This is a genomic window from Lachnoclostridium sp. Marseille-P6806 (assembly GCF_900625025.1).
In the GTDB taxonomy this organism is placed as follows: Bacteria; Bacillota; Clostridia; order Lachnospirales; family Lachnospiraceae; genus CAG-791.
Genome location: NZ_LR130584.1, coordinates 67,599 through 86,400, shown reverse-complemented (window position 1 = coordinate 86,400; position 18,802 = coordinate 67,599). Strand labels below are relative to the sequence as shown.

Sequence of the window (18,802 nt, the reverse complement as noted above, 5' to 3'; positions counted from 1 at the left end):
GGAAAGAGGGAGGCTTGTATGCAGGCGCTGGCATTTAATGACGTTTTGCCGTGGGATGGGCAGAGAACCCCGGTGGTGCAGGAGAATGGCAGGGCATTTCTCCGGCTGCGGGAGAAAGGGGCGCGGGAGGTTTCGCTCCTTTATGCGGAGAAAGAATATCGCTTCCATCAGACCGGGGAAGCGGGAGAATGGGAGCTGGAGCTGCCGTTTCATGAGGGAATCAGTTATGTGCAGCTTCTTGTCGACGGTCGGGAGGTGCTCTCTCCGCTCCTCCCGATTGTATACGGGTACAGCAGACCGTATAACTGCGTAGAGCTGCGTACGGAGAACGATTCGTATTATCAGCTGCGGGATGTTCCGCATGGCACGCTGCGGAGGGAATACTTCTTTTCACAGGTGACGGAGGAATGGGAAAGCTGTGTGATCTATACACCGCCGGGCTATGAGGAACACCCGGAAATTGTGTACCCGGTGCTGTATCTTCAGCATGGACATGGGGAAAACGAAACCGGTTGGACGGCGGCGGGAAGAGCCAACCTGATTCTTGATAATCTGATTGCGGCGGGGGAAGCCGTCCCCTTTGTGATCGTTATGAACAATGGCATGGTGCAGAAAAGAGTGACGGACGAGGCCGGCCGGACATCGCATATGGTGGATCACCTGCTGCTTGAGCCGATGCTTCTCCGGGATGTGATCCCCTTTGTGGAGGGGCGGTATCATGCGGGCCGCTCCAAGGATAAACGCGGCATGGCCGGGCTTTCCATGGGCTCCATGCAAACCTCGATGATTGTGATGCGGCATCCGGAGCTGTTCTCTGAGGTGGGAATTTTCAGCGGGTTCCTGCAGGACTGGATCAGCGGATCGGAGCTGGACATGTCGGGCCATGCGGAGAATAAGAATGCGCACCTTGCGGCAATGAAGGACAGTGAGCGCTTCAATCATTATTTTCACACGTTGTTTCGCTCGATCGGAGACAAGGATCCGTTTATGGAGTTTTTCCTCGAAGACGACCGGCTCTGCGAGGAGAATCAGATTCAATGCACGCGCATGATCTATCATGGCGCGCATGACTGGAATGTGTGGAGAGAGTGCTTCCGCGATTTTGCAAAGCGGATCTTCCGGCAGAGCGATACGGCGCAGGCGAATTAGGATTTTATGAGTCGGTTTCCATATCGAACATGTCCAGAAGTCTGCGAAAGGTATCCTGTCCATCCAGACAGGTGTCCGTGAGATAGCCTCTCTCATTTTCCCATTCCGAAAGGCCGCGGTAATAAAAGGATTTCTTTGCGTCTTCGATAATGAACGGGACAATATTCCAGCGAAAGCATTCTTTCAGAGCAATCAGGCGTCCGACTCTTCCGTTCCCGTCCTGAAATGGATGGATGTGTTCAAAATCCGAGTGAAATGTGATGATATCCTGAATGGAAATATCGGATTTCGCATTGTAGGAGGCCAGAAGCTCTTTCATTCTGGCCGGCACATCTATGGGCCTTGCCGTTTCATGTCCGCCTACGACATTGGCTCTTTGCTTGTAATCGCCGACAGCAAACCAGCTAAGAGAAGCGTCTTTGGTATCGTGCTTCAGGAGGTAATGAAGCTCTTTGATGCCGTCTTCCGTAAGCTCTTCTTCGGCATGATCAATGATATAATCGATGGCCCGGAAATGGTGGACTGTTTCGAGAATATCATCAACAGGAATACCGTCGCCCGCATCAATCGTATTGGTTTCAAAGATCAGACGCGTCTGTTCTTCAGACAGTGTGCTGCCCTCCATGTGATTGGAATTGTAAGCCATCCTTACTTGAAGTTCATGGTAAAGGCCGCCGGAAAGTTTTGTTTCTTTTTCTTCACGAAGACGCTGCAGGATCGGGTTATCAGATATAACCCGGCAGAGGTCTTCGGGTTCACAGGAGAGATAATCAGCGATTTTTTGAAGAACGATCCGCGAGAGCTTTTCCCCTTTCCCAATCTTTGCGATCGTCCGTGAGGAAATCCCGAGCTCATGTGTCAGATCGGTTTTGCTTATGCCTTTGGCTGCCAGTTTTGTTTCAAGATATTCATAAGAATACATAGCCCCTCCCCTGAAACTTTACTTTATTTTATCAAAAAAGGAAAATAAATAAAGGAAATCACAGAGATTCGGGTGAAAAAGTAAAGTCGGAGAATTTGAAAGACACTCACGCTCTGATGATCGTGACGCCCTTGCGCTCAATCTCGCGCAGGATGCCCTTGTTTTGTTCTGTTTCGACCGTTATCAGCATATCAAGCTCTTCATATCTGAAAAAGGTGTAAAGGCCCCGAGTCAAAAATTTGGAAGAATCCACCAGCGCTACTTTTCTTGCTGAGCATTCGATCATCGCTTTTTTGGTTTCCACGGCTCTCAAACATTCCTGCTTGCGTCAAGTAGCTGTTGGCGGCAATCTCATGATTGAACACGGACAAAATTATATAGTAGTCATAATTCAATGTTCAATGCGGCATTAATCGGACTTACAACGCTTCCGGTGTTCAGTCAAAAACTCTGCTTGCGCTTTTCAGCATACAGCGGTATTTGCAGGGGGTAGTTCCATAATACTCCCGGAAGATCTTGTAGAAATGTGTTCGGTTGGAAAAATCCAGCTCGCTCATAATTTCCTCGATAGACAGTTCTGTGTGTGTCAGCAGGGAAACGGCCTCCCGCATGGTGTAAAGAGTGCCGTAGCCGAAAATATTCAGTCCTGAGTATTTCTTAACAATGTCATTCAGGTAAGATCCATCATATTTCAAGGCACATGACAGATCCGATCGGGAGGCCCGGCCATGAGTGGTCTTCATAATATCGGAAATCCGGTCAAAGATCTTCGCTTCCTGCTCTGTCCCCACGTTGATGGGAATATTGTCGTAGGAATTTTTGTCAACGATAGCAGTAAAAATTTCCATCAGGGTTCCCTTAATGTGGAAAGTCCTGCCTGGTGAGGAAATCAGGAAATAGCGGAGCAGAGCTTCAAAGCGGCTGATCATGGCTGCTTTCTCTTTAAGGGCCTCCGGCTTCAAAACAAAGTCGATGTATTCTCGCAGGGCTTTCTTGTTTTCCTCGCCGTTGTTCTGGAAAAAGGAGCGGATTTCATCGAGGTCTGGATCCTTTTCCGAAGCAAAATACTGGTTTCTCTCGTCGGAAAACAGATCCTCAATGATCTGCTGAGGCAAGGCGAAGAACACCGCTTCGTAATCCGTGGAGAAAAGCTCCGCGTGGTGGATATTCTGATTCATCAGGCAGAAAGAGCCCTCGGAATACAGGTGGATTCTGTTCTCGATATTCTGATACATATTGCCCTGACGCACGTATACCAGTTCGAAAAAGGAATGCTGATGCAGATTTGTCCGGCCGAAAACGGAATCGGTGTCCGCTTTGGGAACTTCTGTGTCGTATTGATAATCCGGATTCAGCATTGCCACCTTTAACCGTGGGTCGCCGTTGGGCCGGACAGTTTCAATTATCAGCTGTACCTGATGGAAAGCTTGCATGGATTTGTCTTCCGGCTGGTACTCCTCCGAAGCCGGAGTACTGGAAACCCGGGTTCCATGGGACGATGTATTTCGGGTGACCTGGGCTTCTTGCATTCGATTCATTTTGGAGCCTCGAATATGATAAAAATTCTGATTTTGCGACCTTGATTATGGTATTGTTGGAATATTTTTATTATATACAATTGGAGCAAGCAGGTAAAGAACTGACGAAAATATAATTTTGGAGGACTCTTATGGAACAAAAAAAGTATTTGTCTTTACCGAAAAAGTTGGCATACGGATCGGGAGATTTGGGTTCCAATTTTTTCTACATGATGCTGACTTCCTTTGCGCTGATCTATATGACAGACGCTGTCGGCCTGGACGCAGGCATTGTAGGCACTCTGATCATGGTCAGTAAGCTGTTGGACGGTATTACCGATGTCTTCTTTGGCAGCCTGATTGACAAGACCCACTCCAAAATGGGTAAGGCCCGTCCATGGATGTTCTACTCTGGTTTTCCCCTCGCTATCAGCCTTGTGTTGAATTTTGCGGTTCCTGCGAGTATGGGCACTGTCGGTCAGTATATTTGGTTTTTTGTCTGCTATACCTGCGGCAACGCGCTGTTCTATACCGCCAATAACATTTCCTACGCAACTATGTCCGCTCTGATTACCAAAAACGATGCGGAGCGTGTTTCTCTGGGCTCTTTCCGCTATGTTTTTGCGATCGTGGGAAGCATGGTAGTTATGGGGGTTACCGTTGCCGGCGTTTCTGCAATGGGCGGCGGTATGGCCGGTTGGAGAACGATGGCTATGGTTTATGCTGCTGTCTTCCTGATCTTCAATTCTCTGGCCAGCCTGTGCTGCAAGGAAGTCGCGGAAGAAGAGAACATCAAATCCGAAACTTTCCGGGAGGAATCTTTCTTTGTTCTGCTGAAAAGCATTCTGGCCAACAAATACTACCTGCTTCTGTTGGGAATTTACCTGGCTTTCTATATTACGGGTAGCCTTGGCTCCTCCATCGGTATTTACTATTATCAGTATATTCTGGGGAATCCTGCTCTTATGGGGATCACCTCTATGAGTGCGTTTGTTATGATTATTGGTCTGGCTCTGAACCCTGCGATGGTTAAAAAGTTTGGCATGTATAAGGTTAATCTGGGTACTTACATCGCTACTACAATGGTTTCTGTTGTGTCTGCATACTTTACATATACTGCGAATTTCAGCGGAATGCTGGTCACGGCTTTCGTTCGCTGTGTTACCTCTGCTTTCCTGGTGGGTAGCTTGAATGCAATTGTTGCAGAGGTTGCCAAGAATAATTTTCTGAAGACCGGCCTTCACACTGAGGGGATGATGTTCTCCTGCTCCTCCATCGGGATGAAAGTCGGCGGCGGTCTGGGTGCCGGGATTTCCGGGTGGGTTCTGGCTGCAGCTGGTTATGTTGGCAGTGCTGAGGTTCAGACTCCCGCCGTCATCAATGCGATCAAATTTCTGATGGCCGGCGCACCTCTTTTTCTGACAATCCTGATCACTGTGTTCCTGTATCTGATGAAAGTTGATGTCGAAAATGCTGTATTGGAGAGGAAGCATGATGAAAATTGATTTAAGAGATAACTGGAAATTCCGGCGTCTGGGTGAGCCAGAATATAGGATTGTTCGCGTCCCTCACGATGCGATGATTGAAGAAAAAAGAGATCCGAACTGCGAGAGCAAAGCCTCCGGCGCCTATTTTCCCGGTGGGATTTATGAGTACATTCAAGAGTTGGATGTTCCGGCTGACTGGAAAAATAAGAAGGTATCCATCGAGTTCCAGGGGGGTTTTCGCAAGACAGCTGTCTATGTCAATGAAAACCAGGTGGGTGAGATCGTTTATGGCTACACGGAAGGCTTATTTGATATTTCTGATGCCTTGATCGCAGGCCAGGTCAACACAATCCGTGTTGTGGCAAAGAATGACGAGCAGCCCAACAGCCGGTGGTATACCGGCAGCGGCATTTACCGCCCGGTTACCCTGTATGTACAGGAGCAGGAGCATATCGCGGTCCATGGCGTTCGCGTCTCTACCGTTTCCATTGATCCGGCTGTGATAGCGGTTGCCAGCGTATGCACCAAAGCGAAAAACACAGATACGATTGTGAAAGTATTTGATGCAGCAGGTAAGCTGGCAGCAGAAGGGCAGGGCAATGAATTGCGGCTGACCATCCCGGATGCTAATTTGTGGAGCCCGGAGAATCCTTACCTGTATCGATGCGAGGTTACTCTCTGCGCAGAGGGCCGGGTTATCGATTCCGTCAGCGAGAATGTGGGCATCCGCACGATTACCTGGTGCTCCAAGGGTCTGTTCATCAATGGGCAGGAAACCTACCTGAAAGGAGGATGCATTCATCATGATAACGGTGTTCTGGGTGCCCGCTCTTTTCCCGCGGCGGAAGAGCGTAAGGTCAGAATCATGAAAGAATACGGCTTCAATGCCATCCGTTCTTCCCACAATCCCTGTTCCAGAGCTATGCTGGATGCCTGCGACCGGCTGGGCATTATGGTGATGGATGAGACATGGGACATGTGGTATCAGCATAAGAGCAAGTACGATTACGCAGAGAATTTCCTTACCTACTACCGGGATGATATTCGCAGGATGGTGGAAAAGGATTTTAACCATCCTTCCGTAATCATGTATTCTATCGGCAATGAGATTAGTGAGCCGGCTAAAGAAAAGGGCATGATTTTGGCACAGGAAATGATTGATTATTTCCATATACTGGATGCTTCCAGACCGGTATCCGCCGGCCTGAACCTGATGATCGTTTCTAACGCCGCCAAGGGCATGGAAATGTATAACGCGGACGGTGGTGTCAATATGGATACTGCCTCCGGGATTGGCGGCAATTCGGAAGCAGGACAGGAGCAGGCATTCAAGATGCCCGAGATGAGCAAGATGGACAGCACTATGTTTAACATGATGACCCAGTCCATGGGTGCTGGCATGAACCACTGTGCAGACAGCGAGGAGGCGGACAGGGCAACCACCCCGATCCTGGATGCACTGGATATCGCAGGCTATAACTACGCTTCTGGACGGTACCCGCTGGAAGGCGAAGCCCATCCCAACCGCGTCATCTTTGGCAGCGAGACTTTCCCTCAGGATATCGGCAAAAACTGGGCAATGGTGAAAAAATATCCGTATCTGGTGGGTGATTTTATGTGGACGGCATGGGATTATCTGGGTGAGAGCGGCATCGGTGTGTGGAGCTATTCTATGGATGCCATGTCCTTTGATAAGCCTTATCCCTGGCTTACTGGCGGCGCAGGTGTCATTGATCTGATTGGCCACCCGGACGGCGAAGCTCTTTATGCAGATGTGGTATGGAGCGAGGATATGCGGATCCATATGGCAGTAACTCCTGCAAATCACCCCGGCCAGACCCCATTTAAGAGTGCATGGCGCGGCACCAATGCTATCCCCAGCTGGGCCTGGAAAGGCTGCGAGGGCAACCCGGTGTCCGTAGAGTGCTATACTCAGGCGCCTCAGGTTAAGCTGTATCTGAACGGGGAATTGCTGGGCCAGATGGCTGTCAGCGACAGCAAGGCTGTTTTTGAAATTGATTATCACCCCGGCACTCTGACGGCAGAAGCCTGTGCAGAGGACGGCGGCGTTCTGGATAGCTGCACACTGACTTCTGCAGAGGGTGAGTTGCAGATCTGCATCCGTCAGGAAGCAGCATCTGCTGTGGATCCCAAGATTCGTTTCCTGGAAATTGACATCTGCGGAGAAAATGGCGTACCTGAGAGCAATGCGGATCGCCTGCTTCAGGTAAAGACAGAGGGCTGTGAGCTGCTGGCTTTCGGTTCTGCCCGCCAGAAAACCGAGGAGAGCTTTGTGGATGCAGAAGAAACGAGTTACCATGGCAGAACTCTGGCAGTTGTGTATCTGACCGCACCGGAGAGCGGCATCACGGTGAGCGCTGACGGCCTGGTAGATCAGAGCCAAGCAATCCGGTAAAAACATATGCACCAAAGGGCAACTGAACAATAAAGCAGGCTATTGACAATTTTGCGGTTTCATTGCCATGGACAGCGGTACTGCTTTTCCGCTATGGACTGCACAGTTTTCCCTCTTTCTCTTAGGACATGCTCGTAAGCGGATTAATTTTGTGTGTTGCAGGGGTCTCTTGAGTGAGGCCCCTTTATTTTGTTTTTTCTTTGGCCTGATTAAAAGTATAAACTGAAAAATGCAGTCACAAAGCCGGGAGGGAAACTGAAAACCGAACCAAACAACTGAAATCAGGAACATAAAAAGAACAAAAATATAAACTTAAAAATTTAAGTTCTTTTCTTGACTTCTAAAAAAATGACACTAGAATATTAAATAAATAAGGAGAAAGTGAAAATGACAAGAGAAGAACTCCTTGAAAAGTTAAAGATGATTCAGGTAAGTAAGTGTGAAACACAGACTCTTGAATTGAAAGCGGCTGAATTCGGCTGCCCGAAGCGGCTTTATGACACTCTTTCCAGTTTTTCCAATCAGGATGACGGAGGAGTGATTATTTTTGGTGTTGATGAAAAAAACGGTTTCAATGAATGCGGAGTATATGATTCGCAGGATATTCAGAAGAAAATTAATGAGCAGTGTATTCAGATGGAGCCGCCGGTGAGACCGCTTCTTACTGTTGCGGAAAAGGACGGGAAGCTTTTTGTATCTGCGGAAATTCCCGGAATTGATCTTTCGGAGCGGCCTTGCTATTACAGGGGAAGAGGATGGCTGAAAGGCTCTTATGTGCGAGTGGGGGACAGCGATGAGCCGATGACAGAGTATGAAGTGTACAGCTATGAGGCTTTTCGGAAAAAGTATCAGGATGATATCCGACCGGTGCCGAGAGCCTCGTATGCGGTGCTCGATAAAGCGCTGCTGGATGATTATATGGACTGCCTGAAAGCGGAAAAGCCGAATTTGAGCTCCCTGCCGGATGAAACGATTCGTGAGTTGATGAGCATCACGAGGAACGGAGACGTAACGCTGAGCTCGGTTTTGCTGTTTTGCAGATACCCGCAGGCCTTTTTTCCGCAGCTCTGTATTACTGCCGTCGTATTGCCGGGAGATGAGCCGGGTGAGTTCGGTGATTTTGGAGAACGTTTCATTGATAATCAGAGGATAGAGGGAAATATTTCTGATATGCTGGATCGGGCGATCGCATTTGTCCGCAGGAATATGAGAACAAAAACCATCATCAATCCGGAGACAGGAAAACGGGAGGACCGCACGGATTATCCGATCACGGCGGTCAGAGAAGCGATTTTGAACACTCTGGTTCACAGAGATTACAGCATTCATACGGAGGGTATGCCGATACAGATTTTGATGTATTCGGATCGGATCGAGATCAAAAATCCGGGCGGGCTTTATGGACGTATTCAGATCGATCAACTGGGGAAAATGCAGCCGGATACCAGAAATCCGGTGTTGGTCACGGCGCTCGAGCTTATGAATCTGACAGAAAACCGATATTCCGGGATTCCAACCATAAGGCGCGCCATGAAAGAAGCGGGATTGAAAGAACCGGTCTTTGCGGATGAGAGAGGAACGTTTACAGTAACTTTGTACAACAATGTGCAGGACGAGGAGCAGAAACAGGCCGCTCAGCGAGGGCTGAAAGATAAGGAAGAAGAGCTGCTGATGTTTCTGAAAATGCCGAGAAGCAGGCAGGAGATAGCCGAACATCTCGGAATAGGAACCGTCGCATACGTCATGCGTGCCTATGTGAACCCGATGATAGAAAAGGGGTTGGTGCAAATGACGATGCCGGAGACCCCGAAGAGCCCAAAACAACGGTTCGTGAAGAGCACCCCATAAATCTGAACGCGGGAACTATTAACGGAGGCAGCGCCGTGCTTTATCGTTCTGGAATGGATCGATGCCCATAGACCGGAGATGGAGCGTTGACGATGGCGCGGATTTTTTTATTATATAAGGAAGTCCCTCATCATGGTCAACGACAGGCAGTTTTACAAGACATTTTTCTCCATGGCGCTTGTTCTGATATTGCAGAACGTCCTCACGCTCAGCGTCAATCTGGCGGATAATGTCATGCTGGGCGTTTACAGCGAGGTCTCTTTGTCCGGGGTCGCCGTAATCAACCAGATACAGTTTATTTACCAGCAGCTGTTGCTTGCGGCGGGTGAGGGTATCGTGGTGTTGGGCAGCCAGTACTTCGGGAAAAAGCTGGAGGAGCCGATACGCCGGCTTGCCTCCATCGCGATGCACTTTGCCCTTGTTATTTCGGCGCTGCTTTTCCTGACTGTATCGCTGTTTCCGCATCAGATTCTCGCCTGCTTTACCACCGATGAGGCAATCATCGCGGAGGGTATGCGTTATCAGAATGCCGCGATCCATATGAGGCTGCAGGATTATTTCCGTACGGATAAAACACTTCGCGGCGACTATTTCCGGGTCATGACGCCGATGCTCGTTGTCAATGGTCTCTGGGGACTCAACAACGCGGCGCAGAATGCGATCTTAGGGCACATGACGGCAAGGGCGATTGCCGCCAACAGCGTCGCCTCCACGCTTTTTGTTCTGGTCAAGTCGATAGCCATCGGCTCCGCTTCCACGTCGGCCTATCTGGCTGGTAAAACGATCGGTGAGGGTGACATGACAAAGCTTCGCGCCTATGCGCGGACGCTGCAGGTGATCTTCGTAGGCATCGGCATTACAGCGGGGCTTCTGCTGTTTTTTATCCGGGTTCCGATTCTTTCTCTGTATCATCTCGAGAGGGAAACGAAAGCCATGGCGAATCAGTTCCTCATCATTCTTTCTGTGGTCGAGGTCTTCATGTCGTATCAGATGCCGACCAATGCGGGGATTATCCGCGGCGGGGGCGATACAAGGTATTGCATGAAGCTTGATCTGATCAGCATATGGATGATTGTCATCCCGGTATCTTTTCTGATGGCGTTTGTCGTTCACGCCTCCCCGATTGTGGTTGTATGGTGCCTCAATGCGGATCAGATATTCAAGTGTGTGCCTGCTTTTATCAAATGCAATTACGGCCATTGGACCAAGAAGCTGACAAGAGAGCAGCTGATAGAGCCGCAGTAAGTCATGAGAGCAGTGCAGCCCGGGTTTCTACTGCACTGATAAAAAGATCCATACCGGCTTGAACCGGCATGGATCTTTTTATCAGTGCTGAAAACAAGAAATAGATTAATGACAGCTATGACAGCTTTACTTTCCGGTAGTTTCTTTCCACTCGGTTAACTGCTGCTGCAGTGTGCTGATATATTCATCAACGCCTGCCGTCTTGAGTTCGGACTTATAGTTTTCAAGATCTTCGTCGGAAGCGGTTCCAAACAGAACTTGTTTGTAATATTTCTGGTATACTGTACTGATTGCCGTCATTGTGTTCGTCAGCTCAGAGGCATTCGGTGTGAAGCCCATAAGAGGAGATATGGTAGCTGACTTTAAATAGTTCATGGCCTGCTGACGGAAATCTACATCATTCCCCTCCCAGGGAAGCGCATTGAAGTAGTTGCCGTATACGAAATCGCAGTTATGGTATACGCTGTTTTCGGCCTCTGCGCTTGGATACGCCGCTACACCGTTCTTGTTGACATAATCGATGCCTTCAATGCCCCAAACAAGAAGATTTTCAAGCGCAGGATTTGTCCATACGGCATTAACCCAGCGAACGGCGGCTTCGGGTTCCTGTGCGGTTACGGGGACTGCCACGCCGAACTTGTTGACGTAGGAAGAGCCCACCATGTTCTTCATGACCTCGATACAGGTTTCATCGAAGCCGGTGGCCTCTTTTTTGGAGGTTTCGACACCCATCTCCGAGGTCTGAACCGAGGAGAATACCACGCCTGCCTTTGTCAGAGTATCGACATGATCCAGATTGGTCAGGACATCCTTGTAGACAAGGCCCTCATCCCAATACCGTCTCTGCTCTTTCAGTATCGAGAGATAATCCGGATTATCGAGCGTCAGGGCTACATTCCCCTGGTCATCGGTGAATACAAGAGAGTAGACATCGCCGAGCGTATCCCAGGGCTTTGCATCCGCAAAGCTGTCCTTATTGGCCATCATACCCGCCTGACATCTGTACGACCCGAAAGGAGCAAGCTCCGTCTGATCCTTGACCGCGTTCCAGATTTCCTCGGCTTCTGACCATTTTGTCATATTCTGAGCTTTATCGAGCATGCCGATCTGCTCAAGAATATCGGTTCTCATGATCAGATATATTGCGGATGCGTAGTTTCTCCAGCAGGGAATCCCGTAAATTCTGCCGTTTACGGACATGCCGCCGATGTAGTCGCCCATCTCTGCCAACGTTTCAGGAGCTTCTTCCTCCATGATATCGGAAATGTCCATCAACTGATTATTGGCGATTAATGCATTGAAAGAAATCGGATCCATGGGAATGGCGGTCAGCAGGTCAAGCTGTTCTCCGGAGGACAATGCCAGATTAGCCGTGTTGGCATAGTTGGCCGTTGCCGCCCATGTAATATCGGCATGAACGCCAATCGTCTTCTCGGTGATTTCATTCATTTTTTTGACGACTTCTTCGGACTTATCGCCCGCGCCGCGGAGGTCGTAAAGCAGGATCTTGATGTTTGTGATTTCACCGTCCCATTCTGCGGCTTCTGCGGGAGCTCCTTCACTCTCAGCTTCGGTTTCCGCTTCCCCGGTTTCGGCGGTGGTCGCGGCTTCCGGAGTTTCAACGGAAGCATCCGCCGCGGGCTCGGTGTTCCCGCAGCCCGCGAGTGCGGAAAGCATGGTCGCGGAAAGTATTAGTGACAATAACTTTTTGCCCTTTTTCATAGTCCCCTCCTTTGGATTTTGAGTATTGCATTCAGGCAAACATAATATCTTTCTCCCACTCGGAAACCATCGTAGGAGTGTAGGATCTTCTTGTGCAGAGTCTTAACTTTACATGGTGTATTCCCTGATCGATACCGCCCTTTTTCATGATCGTAACTTTCAGATAGTCTCCAAAGCCCCAGTAAATGTCAGTGGCCATGGTATCCTTGAGGATATCCGGGTAATGGTATTCTCTGTCTTTGCACCATACATACATGGTTTCGGGATCAACCGGTTCCCCGTCAACCCACAGAGAAATTTCGTCAACGCATGAAAGAGGAAGACCGCGGTAATAGTTTATTGTCAGGTTCACGCAGTATCCTGTTCTGTGCCCCGCCTGCCAAATGCTTCGGCAGCCGCTTTCTGTCAGCATATAGGGCTCATACATAGAGTTTGTCGAAGTTCTATGAGTGGAATTTTCGAATACTTTTTTTGTTTCTCCCATTACAGCAGCCCTCCTTATCAGTCAAATACCGGTTCCGGATAGCCAAGGCACTTACGCATCAGGATATGATGTTTTCTTACATATTCGATTTCGTTGCACCAGCCAGCATCATTCATGCGGCGATTTCCCTCAAATTCGGAGCAGATATATCCTTTATATCCTCCCTCTTTCAGAGCGCCGAGGATCTTGTGATAATCCATGTTGTCAACTTCACCGTCTTCATCAATGTAATAGAACTTGCCGTGCACATACTTGATGGAGGAGGCGAACTGCTTCAGGGTCTCATAGGAATGAGACGTATCCTTTGCATCGTACGGGCCTGACCGGCGGCCGTGGAAGCTGAGGAATTTTCTGTCGGCCTCACTCAGACCGATTTTCTCGAGCTCGGGCATCACTTCTTCGAGATCAAGCGCACGCTCTTCCTTATATGCCTTTGTCTGTGCTTCGCGGAGAGCAAGGAGCACCTCTTCCGTGCAGCCCTCATTTCTGACCTGTCCCTGAATATCCGCCATGCTCAGCCGGTACTCATAGCTGGAGAAATCAGCCTGCAGTCCGATGAATTCACCGAGCCCCATTTTGTCGGCAATCTCAAGATATTCCTGCTGGCAGGGGTCTGCGACCGAGCCCGGCGCATGACACTCAAGGGCCAGAAGAATATTATGCTCGGCGGCGGCGGGGAGCAGTCTTCCGCACATTTTCGCATCGGTGAGCCGATACGGCGGAAACTTGTTGCTTACCCGGGCACCCATATGGTTGTCATGCAGTACGCGGATCGCCTTGCAGCCAAGTCTTGCAGCCGTTTTTATGTACAGAACACCTCTTTCATAGAGCTCGTCGTCCGTGAGCTGCCGGTCATGCCACATGGCTCTGTCGGAAAAATGATCAAGGCACACGGACTCGATATTGTATCTGTATTTCCAGCCGTTAAAGGTATCGATCCAGCGGTCTGTCACATAAGGCCATTCGGGAATCATGGCATCAGAGAATATTTCAAAGCCCTCCGCGCCCGCATCCGCGGCAGCGGCAATACAGCCCTCTGTATCAAATCTGTGGAAGTAGTAATTATCCTGATATGAGTACAGCGATACCCCCAGCTTGATATCATGATCTGTTTTCATTAATGCTTATCCTCCTGAAAAGATGAAACGGAACGCCGGCACAGCCTGCGGTCAAGCTGTGTCGGCTGATGTTGAGGAATCAGAAATCAGGCTTTGTACTCCTTGAAGTCATAGTGAATCTTATCGCCGTTCGGGAGCACCTGCTCGCGCAGCGCAATGGACTTGGACAGAGCCTTGATTTCGTCGGCGGTCACGCTGCGTCCGAGCTCGTCGGAAAGAACGACGCCGTCGGACAAAAGAGCTGTCTGGCAGGCGATAAACGGAGAGTCGATTCTTGTCTCATCCGTAAGATCGCCGCGCAGATAAGAGTACCACTGGAGCTGATTGTCATTGTACATGGCCATTTCGGGATGAAGTCTGAGCTCCTGCTGGCCGGTCAGATCGTTGATGCCGCAGTCGATCTTGGTGACAAACATCTCGCCGTGCTCGTTGGTTCCAAACCATTCGAGGCGCGGAACCTGTACACTGCCGCCGCCGATGATCTGTCCTCCCTCCGGAACCGCCATCGGTCCGCCGGTCGAATCGACGTCGATCAGCTTCAGGCCGCCGTTGGAGCCGGCAATAAAGCTGGTTCCGATTTCATCCATGTGCATCGCCCAGTCTTCATAGATATCCATGGAAAGACCGCCCTTAAAGCGGGCAAGACCGACGCCGAGATCTTCAATGGGCGCCGTGCGGCTGACTTCCTTATCAATCGTCTCGTGCGTCCAATATTTGGAGCTCTGTGTGCCGTAAACGCTTTCAAGCTCGGGCATGCCGAGAACATAGAGCATCTGCGCCAGATGATAGATGCCGAGATCGAATAACGGTCCGTGTACGCCGATATTGGGATCAATGAAATCACGGCTGAAGAAAGGCATATCATAGCCGGGACGGCCCTGCAGTCTGTGGCCTACGCTTCTTGCATGATAAACTTCGCCGAGCTCGCCGTTTTCGACCATTCTCTTGGCAATGCGTGTCTGCGGGTTGTAGATCGAGCTGATCTGAACGGCAAGCTTCTGCCCGTAATCTTTCTGCGCGTCATAGAGTATCTTGGCATCCGCATAGCTTGCAGACATCGGCTTCTCGGAGTAGCAGGGATAGCCGGCCGCCATAACGGCGCACGAGACAGAGGTGTGGAGGTTGTTGTGTACGCAGACCTCGACCTCGTCGATATCATCTCTCTTCAGCATTTCGCGGAAATCGGTGTACAGATTTTCCTCCGCGATCCCGTAGCGCGCGCCGAACGCCTTGACTCTGTCCGGAACAATGTCGCAGGCTGCAACAACCGTCAGGTTCTGGCCGCGCTTTTTGAGGTTCTGGATGACCGTCATGTGCCGGTGAGAGATCATCCCGGTGCCGATAATAGCAATTCTGATTTCTTTCATTGTTTATGTTCTCCTTTTTTATCCGGCAGCTATTCTTCAACAGCTGCATAAATGTAACCAGATCATGCTCCGTAGCTTACTGCGGGGTATTTGACTGATTACCATCCGAGGATTCTCAGATACTCGCGGCTTCTTCTTGCCGCCTCCAGAGGATCCATCTCGTAGTGCTCATCCTGCTCCACGACAACCCATTTCGTTCCAGCGGCCAGCGACGTTTCCAGAATAGGCTCCCAGAGCATCTGGCCGAATCCGACGGGGCGGAAGCCGAAATAGCCGGTCTCCTTATCGTCCTCCTCGGCATCGATGCCGATCAGCTTGTACATATTTTTGACATCGCCCTTTTTGATATAGTCCTTGAGATGCACGACCGGGATACGACCGGTATATTTCCTGATAAACTCCGGCGCTTCTCCCGTGGCGACGTCACACCAGCAGGTGTCCAGCTCAGACATCAGGTAATCATGAGGAATGGCATCAAACATCGCATCATATCCCCACTGACCGCCCGGAAGCCTGACAAATTCAAAATCATGATTGTGATACAGGAACGTCATGCCCGCATCATGAATTTTTTTGCCTACCTCATTCAAAAGGGGAAGAAAGCTCTGGAAGCCCTCAGGGCTGACGCCCGGACGATACTGATCGGCCATGTAGGGCATGACAAGAAACCGGACGCCGATGATGGAATAGTCAGCGATCACCTTGTCCAGATCGTCCATCATTTCATTGAACGGGACATGCGCGCTGATCGGAACCAGTCCGACTTCGTCAAGCACCTCTTTTATGTATCCGGGTTCAAGCCCGTAAAGGCCGGCAAGCTCAATGCCGTCATAGCTCATACTCTTGACCTGCTGCATTACGCTCTTGAAATTTTCGGGAGTGTTTTCGAGCAGATCCCTCAGGCTGTAAACCTGAATCGCAACCGGAAGACTATTACTCATAACGATCCTCGCTTTCTTAAAAAATGTATAAGAATTATCCTCAGATGAAAACTCATATTGTTATAATACCCTACGGCATTTGGCATTTCCGTTCGTTTTTTATAGGAACAGAGGGGTTTTATTATCATTTTTTTTCCAATTTGCACAGGGAAGACAAAAATCATGCAAAAAATTAGACCTGCTCTGAAATCTGCCCGTAAGGGAGAGAGTAGGTCTGTCTGAAATGTGATATTTTATGCCCGGTACAGGCCGGGGGTATTTGGTTCATGCATGGAGGGTCAGACGGAAAATCGGCGGATCAGCGCGATGTTCCGTCGCCGTTTTCTTCATCCGTTTCCGATCCGGACGGCGCTTCTGCCTGCTTATATTTACCCCAGACTTTCTGCACCGGGAAGCTGATCAGCCACGCGGCTACGGCGGGCATGACCGCAAAGGTGACCGGAACGATATATATCACGAGAGCGGAAAAGCCGATCATGAACAGGATGTAGAGCGTTGTCCCGAAGTGCCGGATCATCAGGAACAGTGAGTTTTTCGCGATATTGGCGGTGGTATTTTCAAATGCCGAGATGCTGATGAATACCCAGATCGCGTAGACGAGTATCAGTACCATCAGGACGAGAAACAGCACGTATGCGTTCCCGGCCGGATTTCCGCCGTCTTTCAGATAGCGCATGATGATGAAATCAAAATAAAACATCGCCTCCGCAGCGATGAAAAGAATGGTGAGCGGGATCGACTGCCGGAGATTTCCTTTGAACGACGTAAAGAAATCCGAAAATACATATCCTCTGTCGTTCTTGATGTTTTTTTCGATGGTGTGATAAAAGGCGCCGGTCGAGGCCCCGATTGTCACGAGCGGAATGCAGAAAGCATACCAGAGTATCGTAAGAAAAATGATATTGACGAATTTGACCAGCAGCTGGCTGATTGGGCTGTCATAACGAAAAAGCTGCATTACTGTGCCTCCGAATATGGAAATGGCGGCGTTATCTGCCTGTCAGGTGACGGATAATCAGGAGCTCATCATCGACCGGGTCGGGCGAGGCGGCAATGCCCAGAATCGGATCCGCCATCTGTGCGTTGTACTGTTCAAATTCTTTCAGGCCCTTGATGCTGAGCCCGTAATCTTTCTCTTCGCCTTCCGCGGTCACATTTCCCTGCTCGTCGCGGGTGACGATGGAAAAACGCTCCATGCGATCCTGCAGCTCCCCGCGGAGCTCCTCGGGAAGCGCTTTGTCCAGATCCTCCAGCATGCCGCTTTGCGCGTACGCTTCAAAATGGTCTCTTTCTGCAATAAAAATATCAATATCCCCGGCCGTGAAGCGGGCCAGCAGCGTCATGTGCGCAGAACCGTCTCCGGCAGGGTATGCCGTGACATCCACCAGCTCCTTTTTTCCGGTGTCAAGGAGTTCTTCAAGGTCGCGGCTGAGCGCTTTCGTGTCGACCGTATCACTGTCCTCGATGACGACGGCGCTCACGATTTCTTTCTGCCCGATGACCGTCTGATATATAAAAACGGCGGCGAGCACAATGAAAAATGCCGCAGTCACGGTTCCCGTAAGATAGTAATCCTTAAAATACTGCCATTTCTTCTGAGGCGTGTCTCCCTTTAGAAAATGCGAGCCGGTATTCCGCCTTTCTGCGTGCAGCCGGTGCCGTGATCCCCCTGTTGATTTTCCAATAATCATAGCATCATTATGTCCGTGCTTCATAAGCGGTCTGTACCGGCATGACGGGCGGCGTATTGCCGTATGTGATCTCCGGCATATCCTCTGCCGGGGCCGCCCAGTTTACGGCATTGATTAATACTCTTTGAATCTCTTTCTGATGATAGATCGGAAATGTCTCATGGCCGGGACTGAAGTAGAAGATTTTTCCGTTGCCCCGGTGGAAGCAGCAGCCGCTTCGAAATACTTCGCCGCCCTCATACCAGCTTATGAACACGAGCTCGTTGGGATCCGGAATATTGAAATGCTCTCCGTACATTTCCGTATGCGGAATCATGATCTTTTTTCCGAGTCCCCTGCATATCGGATGGTTTGGCTTTACCGCCCAGACGATCTCTTTTTCCCCGTCTTCCCGCCATGAGAGTCTTTCTGAAGCGGTACCCATCAGCTTTTGGAATATTTTGGAAGCGTGACCGGAATGGAGCACAATCAGTCCCATTCCCCCGATTACCCGCTGATAAACCCTGTCTACGATCCCGTCCGCAACTTCGTCATGAGCGATGTGCCCCCACCATAAAAGAACATCGGTATTGGCGAGAACCTCCTCCGTAAGACCGTGCTCTTCTTCACGCAGGGTAGCGGTTCTGACATCCATACCGGCGGCAGAGAGGAAGTCGGCGATACACCCATGGATTCCTTTTGGATATACAGCTGCCACAGACGGGAGGCGCACTTCGTGAAGGTATTCGTTCCAGACAGTAACTCTTACGGCCATATGAATCTCCCTTGTTTTGAAACAGAAAACAATGCTTCTCAATTTATATAGTTTACAATAAATTTCGCTATATTATAATGTGAAATTATCATCCTGCTGTACGAGGTGTACAAAATCCGGTTTACGGCGCACCGCATCAAA

Annotated in this window: 16 protein-coding genes; 5 read left to right on the top strand and 11 right to left on the bottom strand. The window is 49.9% G+C overall.

Going from position 1 to position 18,802, the window contains the following annotated elements:
* Positions 1 to 18 precede the first annotated feature (18 nt).
* A complete protein-coding gene (locus E0E20_RS11530) occupies positions 19 to 1,149 on the top strand; it encodes an alpha/beta hydrolase-fold protein (protein ID WP_130838342.1) in 1,131 nt (376 codons plus the stop codon).
* Positions 1,150 to 1,153: 4 nt separating this feature from the next.
* On the opposite strand, the gene E0E20_RS11525 is transcribed toward E0E20_RS11530, so the two are convergent.
* From E0E20_RS11525 to E0E20_RS11515, 3 genes are all read right to left on the bottom strand, one after another.
* On the bottom strand, positions 1,154 to 2,071 hold the full coding sequence (locus E0E20_RS11525) for a Fic family protein (protein ID WP_130838341.1): 918 nt from the start codon (positions 2,069 to 2,071) through the stop codon (positions 1,154 to 1,156).
* Between the two features lie 106 nt (positions 2,072 to 2,177).
* Positions 2,178 to 2,375 (bottom strand): hypothetical protein, encoded by a 198-nt coding sequence (locus E0E20_RS11520; RefSeq protein WP_130838340.1) that lies wholly within the window; start codon positions 2,373 to 2,375, stop codon positions 2,178 to 2,180.
* A 133-nt stretch (positions 2,376 to 2,508) separates the two neighbouring features.
* Positions 2,509 to 3,429 carry a helix-turn-helix domain-containing protein gene (locus E0E20_RS11515; protein ID WP_165444093.1) on the bottom strand — a complete coding sequence of 307 codons (921 nt, stop codon included), beginning with the start codon at positions 3,427 to 3,429 and terminating at the stop codon, positions 2,509 to 2,511.
* A gap of 311 nt (positions 3,430 to 3,740) precedes the next feature.
* Here E0E20_RS11515 and E0E20_RS11510 point away from each other — a divergent pair, with 311 nt between their 5' ends.
* From E0E20_RS11510 to E0E20_RS11495, 4 genes are all read left to right on the top strand, one after another.
* Positions 3,741 to 5,093, top strand: coding sequence for an MFS transporter (locus E0E20_RS11510; RefSeq protein WP_130838338.1), 1,353 nt, complete (start codon positions 3,741 to 3,743; stop codon positions 5,091 to 5,093).
* Positions 5,080 to 7,491 (top strand): glycoside hydrolase family 2 TIM barrel-domain containing protein, encoded by a 2,412-nt coding sequence (locus E0E20_RS11505; protein WP_130838337.1) that lies wholly within the window; start codon positions 5,080 to 5,082, stop codon positions 7,489 to 7,491. Before E0E20_RS11510 ends, E0E20_RS11505 begins: the two co-directional genes overlap by 14 nt.
* A gap of 387 nt (positions 7,492 to 7,878) precedes the next feature.
* Positions 7,879 to 9,339, top strand: coding sequence for an ATP-binding protein (locus E0E20_RS11500; protein WP_130838336.1), 1,461 nt, complete (start codon positions 7,879 to 7,881; stop codon positions 9,337 to 9,339).
* Positions 9,340 to 9,471: 132 nt separating this feature from the next.
* Positions 9,472 to 10,584: an MATE family efflux transporter gene (locus E0E20_RS11495; protein WP_130838335.1), complete on the top strand. Its 1,113-nt coding sequence runs from the start codon at positions 9,472 to 9,474 to the stop codon at positions 10,582 to 10,584.
* A 126-nt stretch (positions 10,585 to 10,710) separates the two neighbouring features.
* Here E0E20_RS11495 and E0E20_RS11490 read toward each other — a convergent pair whose 3' ends face one another.
* The 8 genes from E0E20_RS11490 to E0E20_RS11455 form a co-directional block, all read right to left on the bottom strand.
* Positions 10,711 to 12,306 (bottom strand): ABC transporter substrate-binding protein, encoded by a 1,596-nt coding sequence (locus E0E20_RS11490; RefSeq protein WP_130838334.1) that lies wholly within the window; start codon positions 12,304 to 12,306, stop codon positions 10,711 to 10,713.
* A 31-nt stretch (positions 12,307 to 12,337) separates the two neighbouring features.
* Entirely contained in the window at positions 12,338 to 12,718 is a 381-nt protein-coding gene (locus tag E0E20_RS11485; protein WP_242622773.1) for a C-glycoside deglycosidase beta subunit domain-containing protein, read from the bottom strand.
* Between the two features lie 89 nt (positions 12,719 to 12,807).
* Positions 12,808 to 13,908, bottom strand: a complete 1,101-nt coding sequence (locus E0E20_RS11480; protein ID WP_130838332.1) for a TIM barrel protein — start codon at positions 13,906 to 13,908, stop codon at positions 12,808 to 12,810.
* An 86-nt stretch (positions 13,909 to 13,994) separates the two neighbouring features.
* A complete protein-coding gene (locus tag E0E20_RS11475) occupies positions 13,995 to 15,275 on the bottom strand; it encodes a Gfo/Idh/MocA family protein (protein ID WP_130838331.1) in 1,281 nt (426 codons plus the stop codon).
* Between the two features lie 98 nt (positions 15,276 to 15,373).
* Positions 15,374 to 16,216 (bottom strand): sugar phosphate isomerase/epimerase family protein, encoded by an 843-nt coding sequence (locus tag E0E20_RS11470; protein ID WP_130838330.1) that lies wholly within the window; start codon positions 16,214 to 16,216, stop codon positions 15,374 to 15,376.
* A 298-nt stretch (positions 16,217 to 16,514) separates the two neighbouring features.
* The gene (locus tag E0E20_RS11465) at positions 16,515 to 17,174 is read right to left on the bottom strand and encodes a YesL family protein (RefSeq protein WP_130838329.1); all 660 of its coding nucleotides are present in this window, start codon (positions 17,172 to 17,174) and stop codon (positions 16,515 to 16,517) included.
* Between the two features lie 31 nt (positions 17,175 to 17,205).
* Positions 17,206 to 17,931 (bottom strand): extracellular solute-binding protein, encoded by a 726-nt coding sequence (locus tag E0E20_RS11460; protein ID WP_130838328.1) that lies wholly within the window; start codon positions 17,929 to 17,931, stop codon positions 17,206 to 17,208.
* A complete protein-coding gene (locus E0E20_RS11455) occupies positions 17,915 to 18,661 on the bottom strand; it encodes a ThuA domain-containing protein (protein WP_130838327.1) in 747 nt (248 codons plus the stop codon). The genes E0E20_RS11460 and E0E20_RS11455 overlap by 17 nt, the downstream gene beginning before the upstream one ends.
* Positions 18,662 to 18,802: the final 141 nt, after the last annotated feature.

Bases quoted from the DNA above. Each gene is read 5' to 3' on its own strand.
- E0E20_RS11530 (WP_130838342.1), top strand. From the start codon at position 19: ATGCAGGCGCTGGCATTTAATGACGTTTTGCCGTGGGATGGGCAGAGA.
- E0E20_RS11525 (WP_130838341.1), bottom strand. From the start codon at position 2,071: ATGTATTCTTATGAATATCTTGAAACAAAACTGGCAGCCAAAGGCATA.
- E0E20_RS11515 (WP_165444093.1), bottom strand. From the start codon at position 3,429: ATGCTGAATCCGGATTATCAATACGACACAGAAGTTCCCAAAGCGGAC.
- E0E20_RS11510 (WP_130838338.1), top strand. From the start codon at position 3,741: ATGGAACAAAAAAAGTATTTGTCTTTACCGAAAAAGTTGGCATACGGA.
- E0E20_RS11505 (WP_130838337.1), top strand. From the start codon at position 5,080: ATGATGAAAATTGATTTAAGAGATAACTGGAAATTCCGGCGTCTGGGT.
- E0E20_RS11500 (WP_130838336.1), top strand. From the start codon at position 7,879: ATGACAAGAGAAGAACTCCTTGAAAAGTTAAAGATGATTCAGGTAAGT.
- E0E20_RS11495 (WP_130838335.1), top strand. From the start codon at position 9,472: ATGGTCAACGACAGGCAGTTTTACAAGACATTTTTCTCCATGGCGCTT.
- E0E20_RS11490 (WP_130838334.1), bottom strand. From the start codon at position 12,306: ATGAAAAAGGGCAAAAAGTTATTGTCACTAATACTTTCCGCGACCATG.
- E0E20_RS11485 (WP_242622773.1), bottom strand. From the start codon at position 12,718: ATGCTGACAGAAAGCGGCTGCCGAAGCATTTGGCAGGCGGGGCACAGA.
- E0E20_RS11480 (WP_130838332.1), bottom strand. From the start codon at position 13,908: ATGAAAACAGATCATGATATCAAGCTGGGGGTATCGCTGTACTCATAT.
- E0E20_RS11475 (WP_130838331.1), bottom strand. From the start codon at position 15,275: ATGAAAGAAATCAGAATTGCTATTATCGGCACCGGGATGATCTCTCAC.
- E0E20_RS11470 (WP_130838330.1), bottom strand. From the start codon at position 16,216: ATGAGTAATAGTCTTCCGGTTGCGATTCAGGTTTACAGCCTGAGGGAT.
- E0E20_RS11465 (WP_130838329.1), bottom strand. From the start codon at position 17,174: ATGCAGCTTTTTCGTTATGACAGCCCAATCAGCCAGCTGCTGGTCAAA.
- E0E20_RS11460 (WP_130838328.1), bottom strand. From the start codon at position 17,931: ATGAAGCACGGACATAATGATGCTATGATTATTGGAAAATCAACAGGG.
- E0E20_RS11455 (WP_130838327.1), bottom strand. From the start codon at position 18,661: ATGGCCGTAAGAGTTACTGTCTGGAACGAATACCTTCACGAAGTGCGC.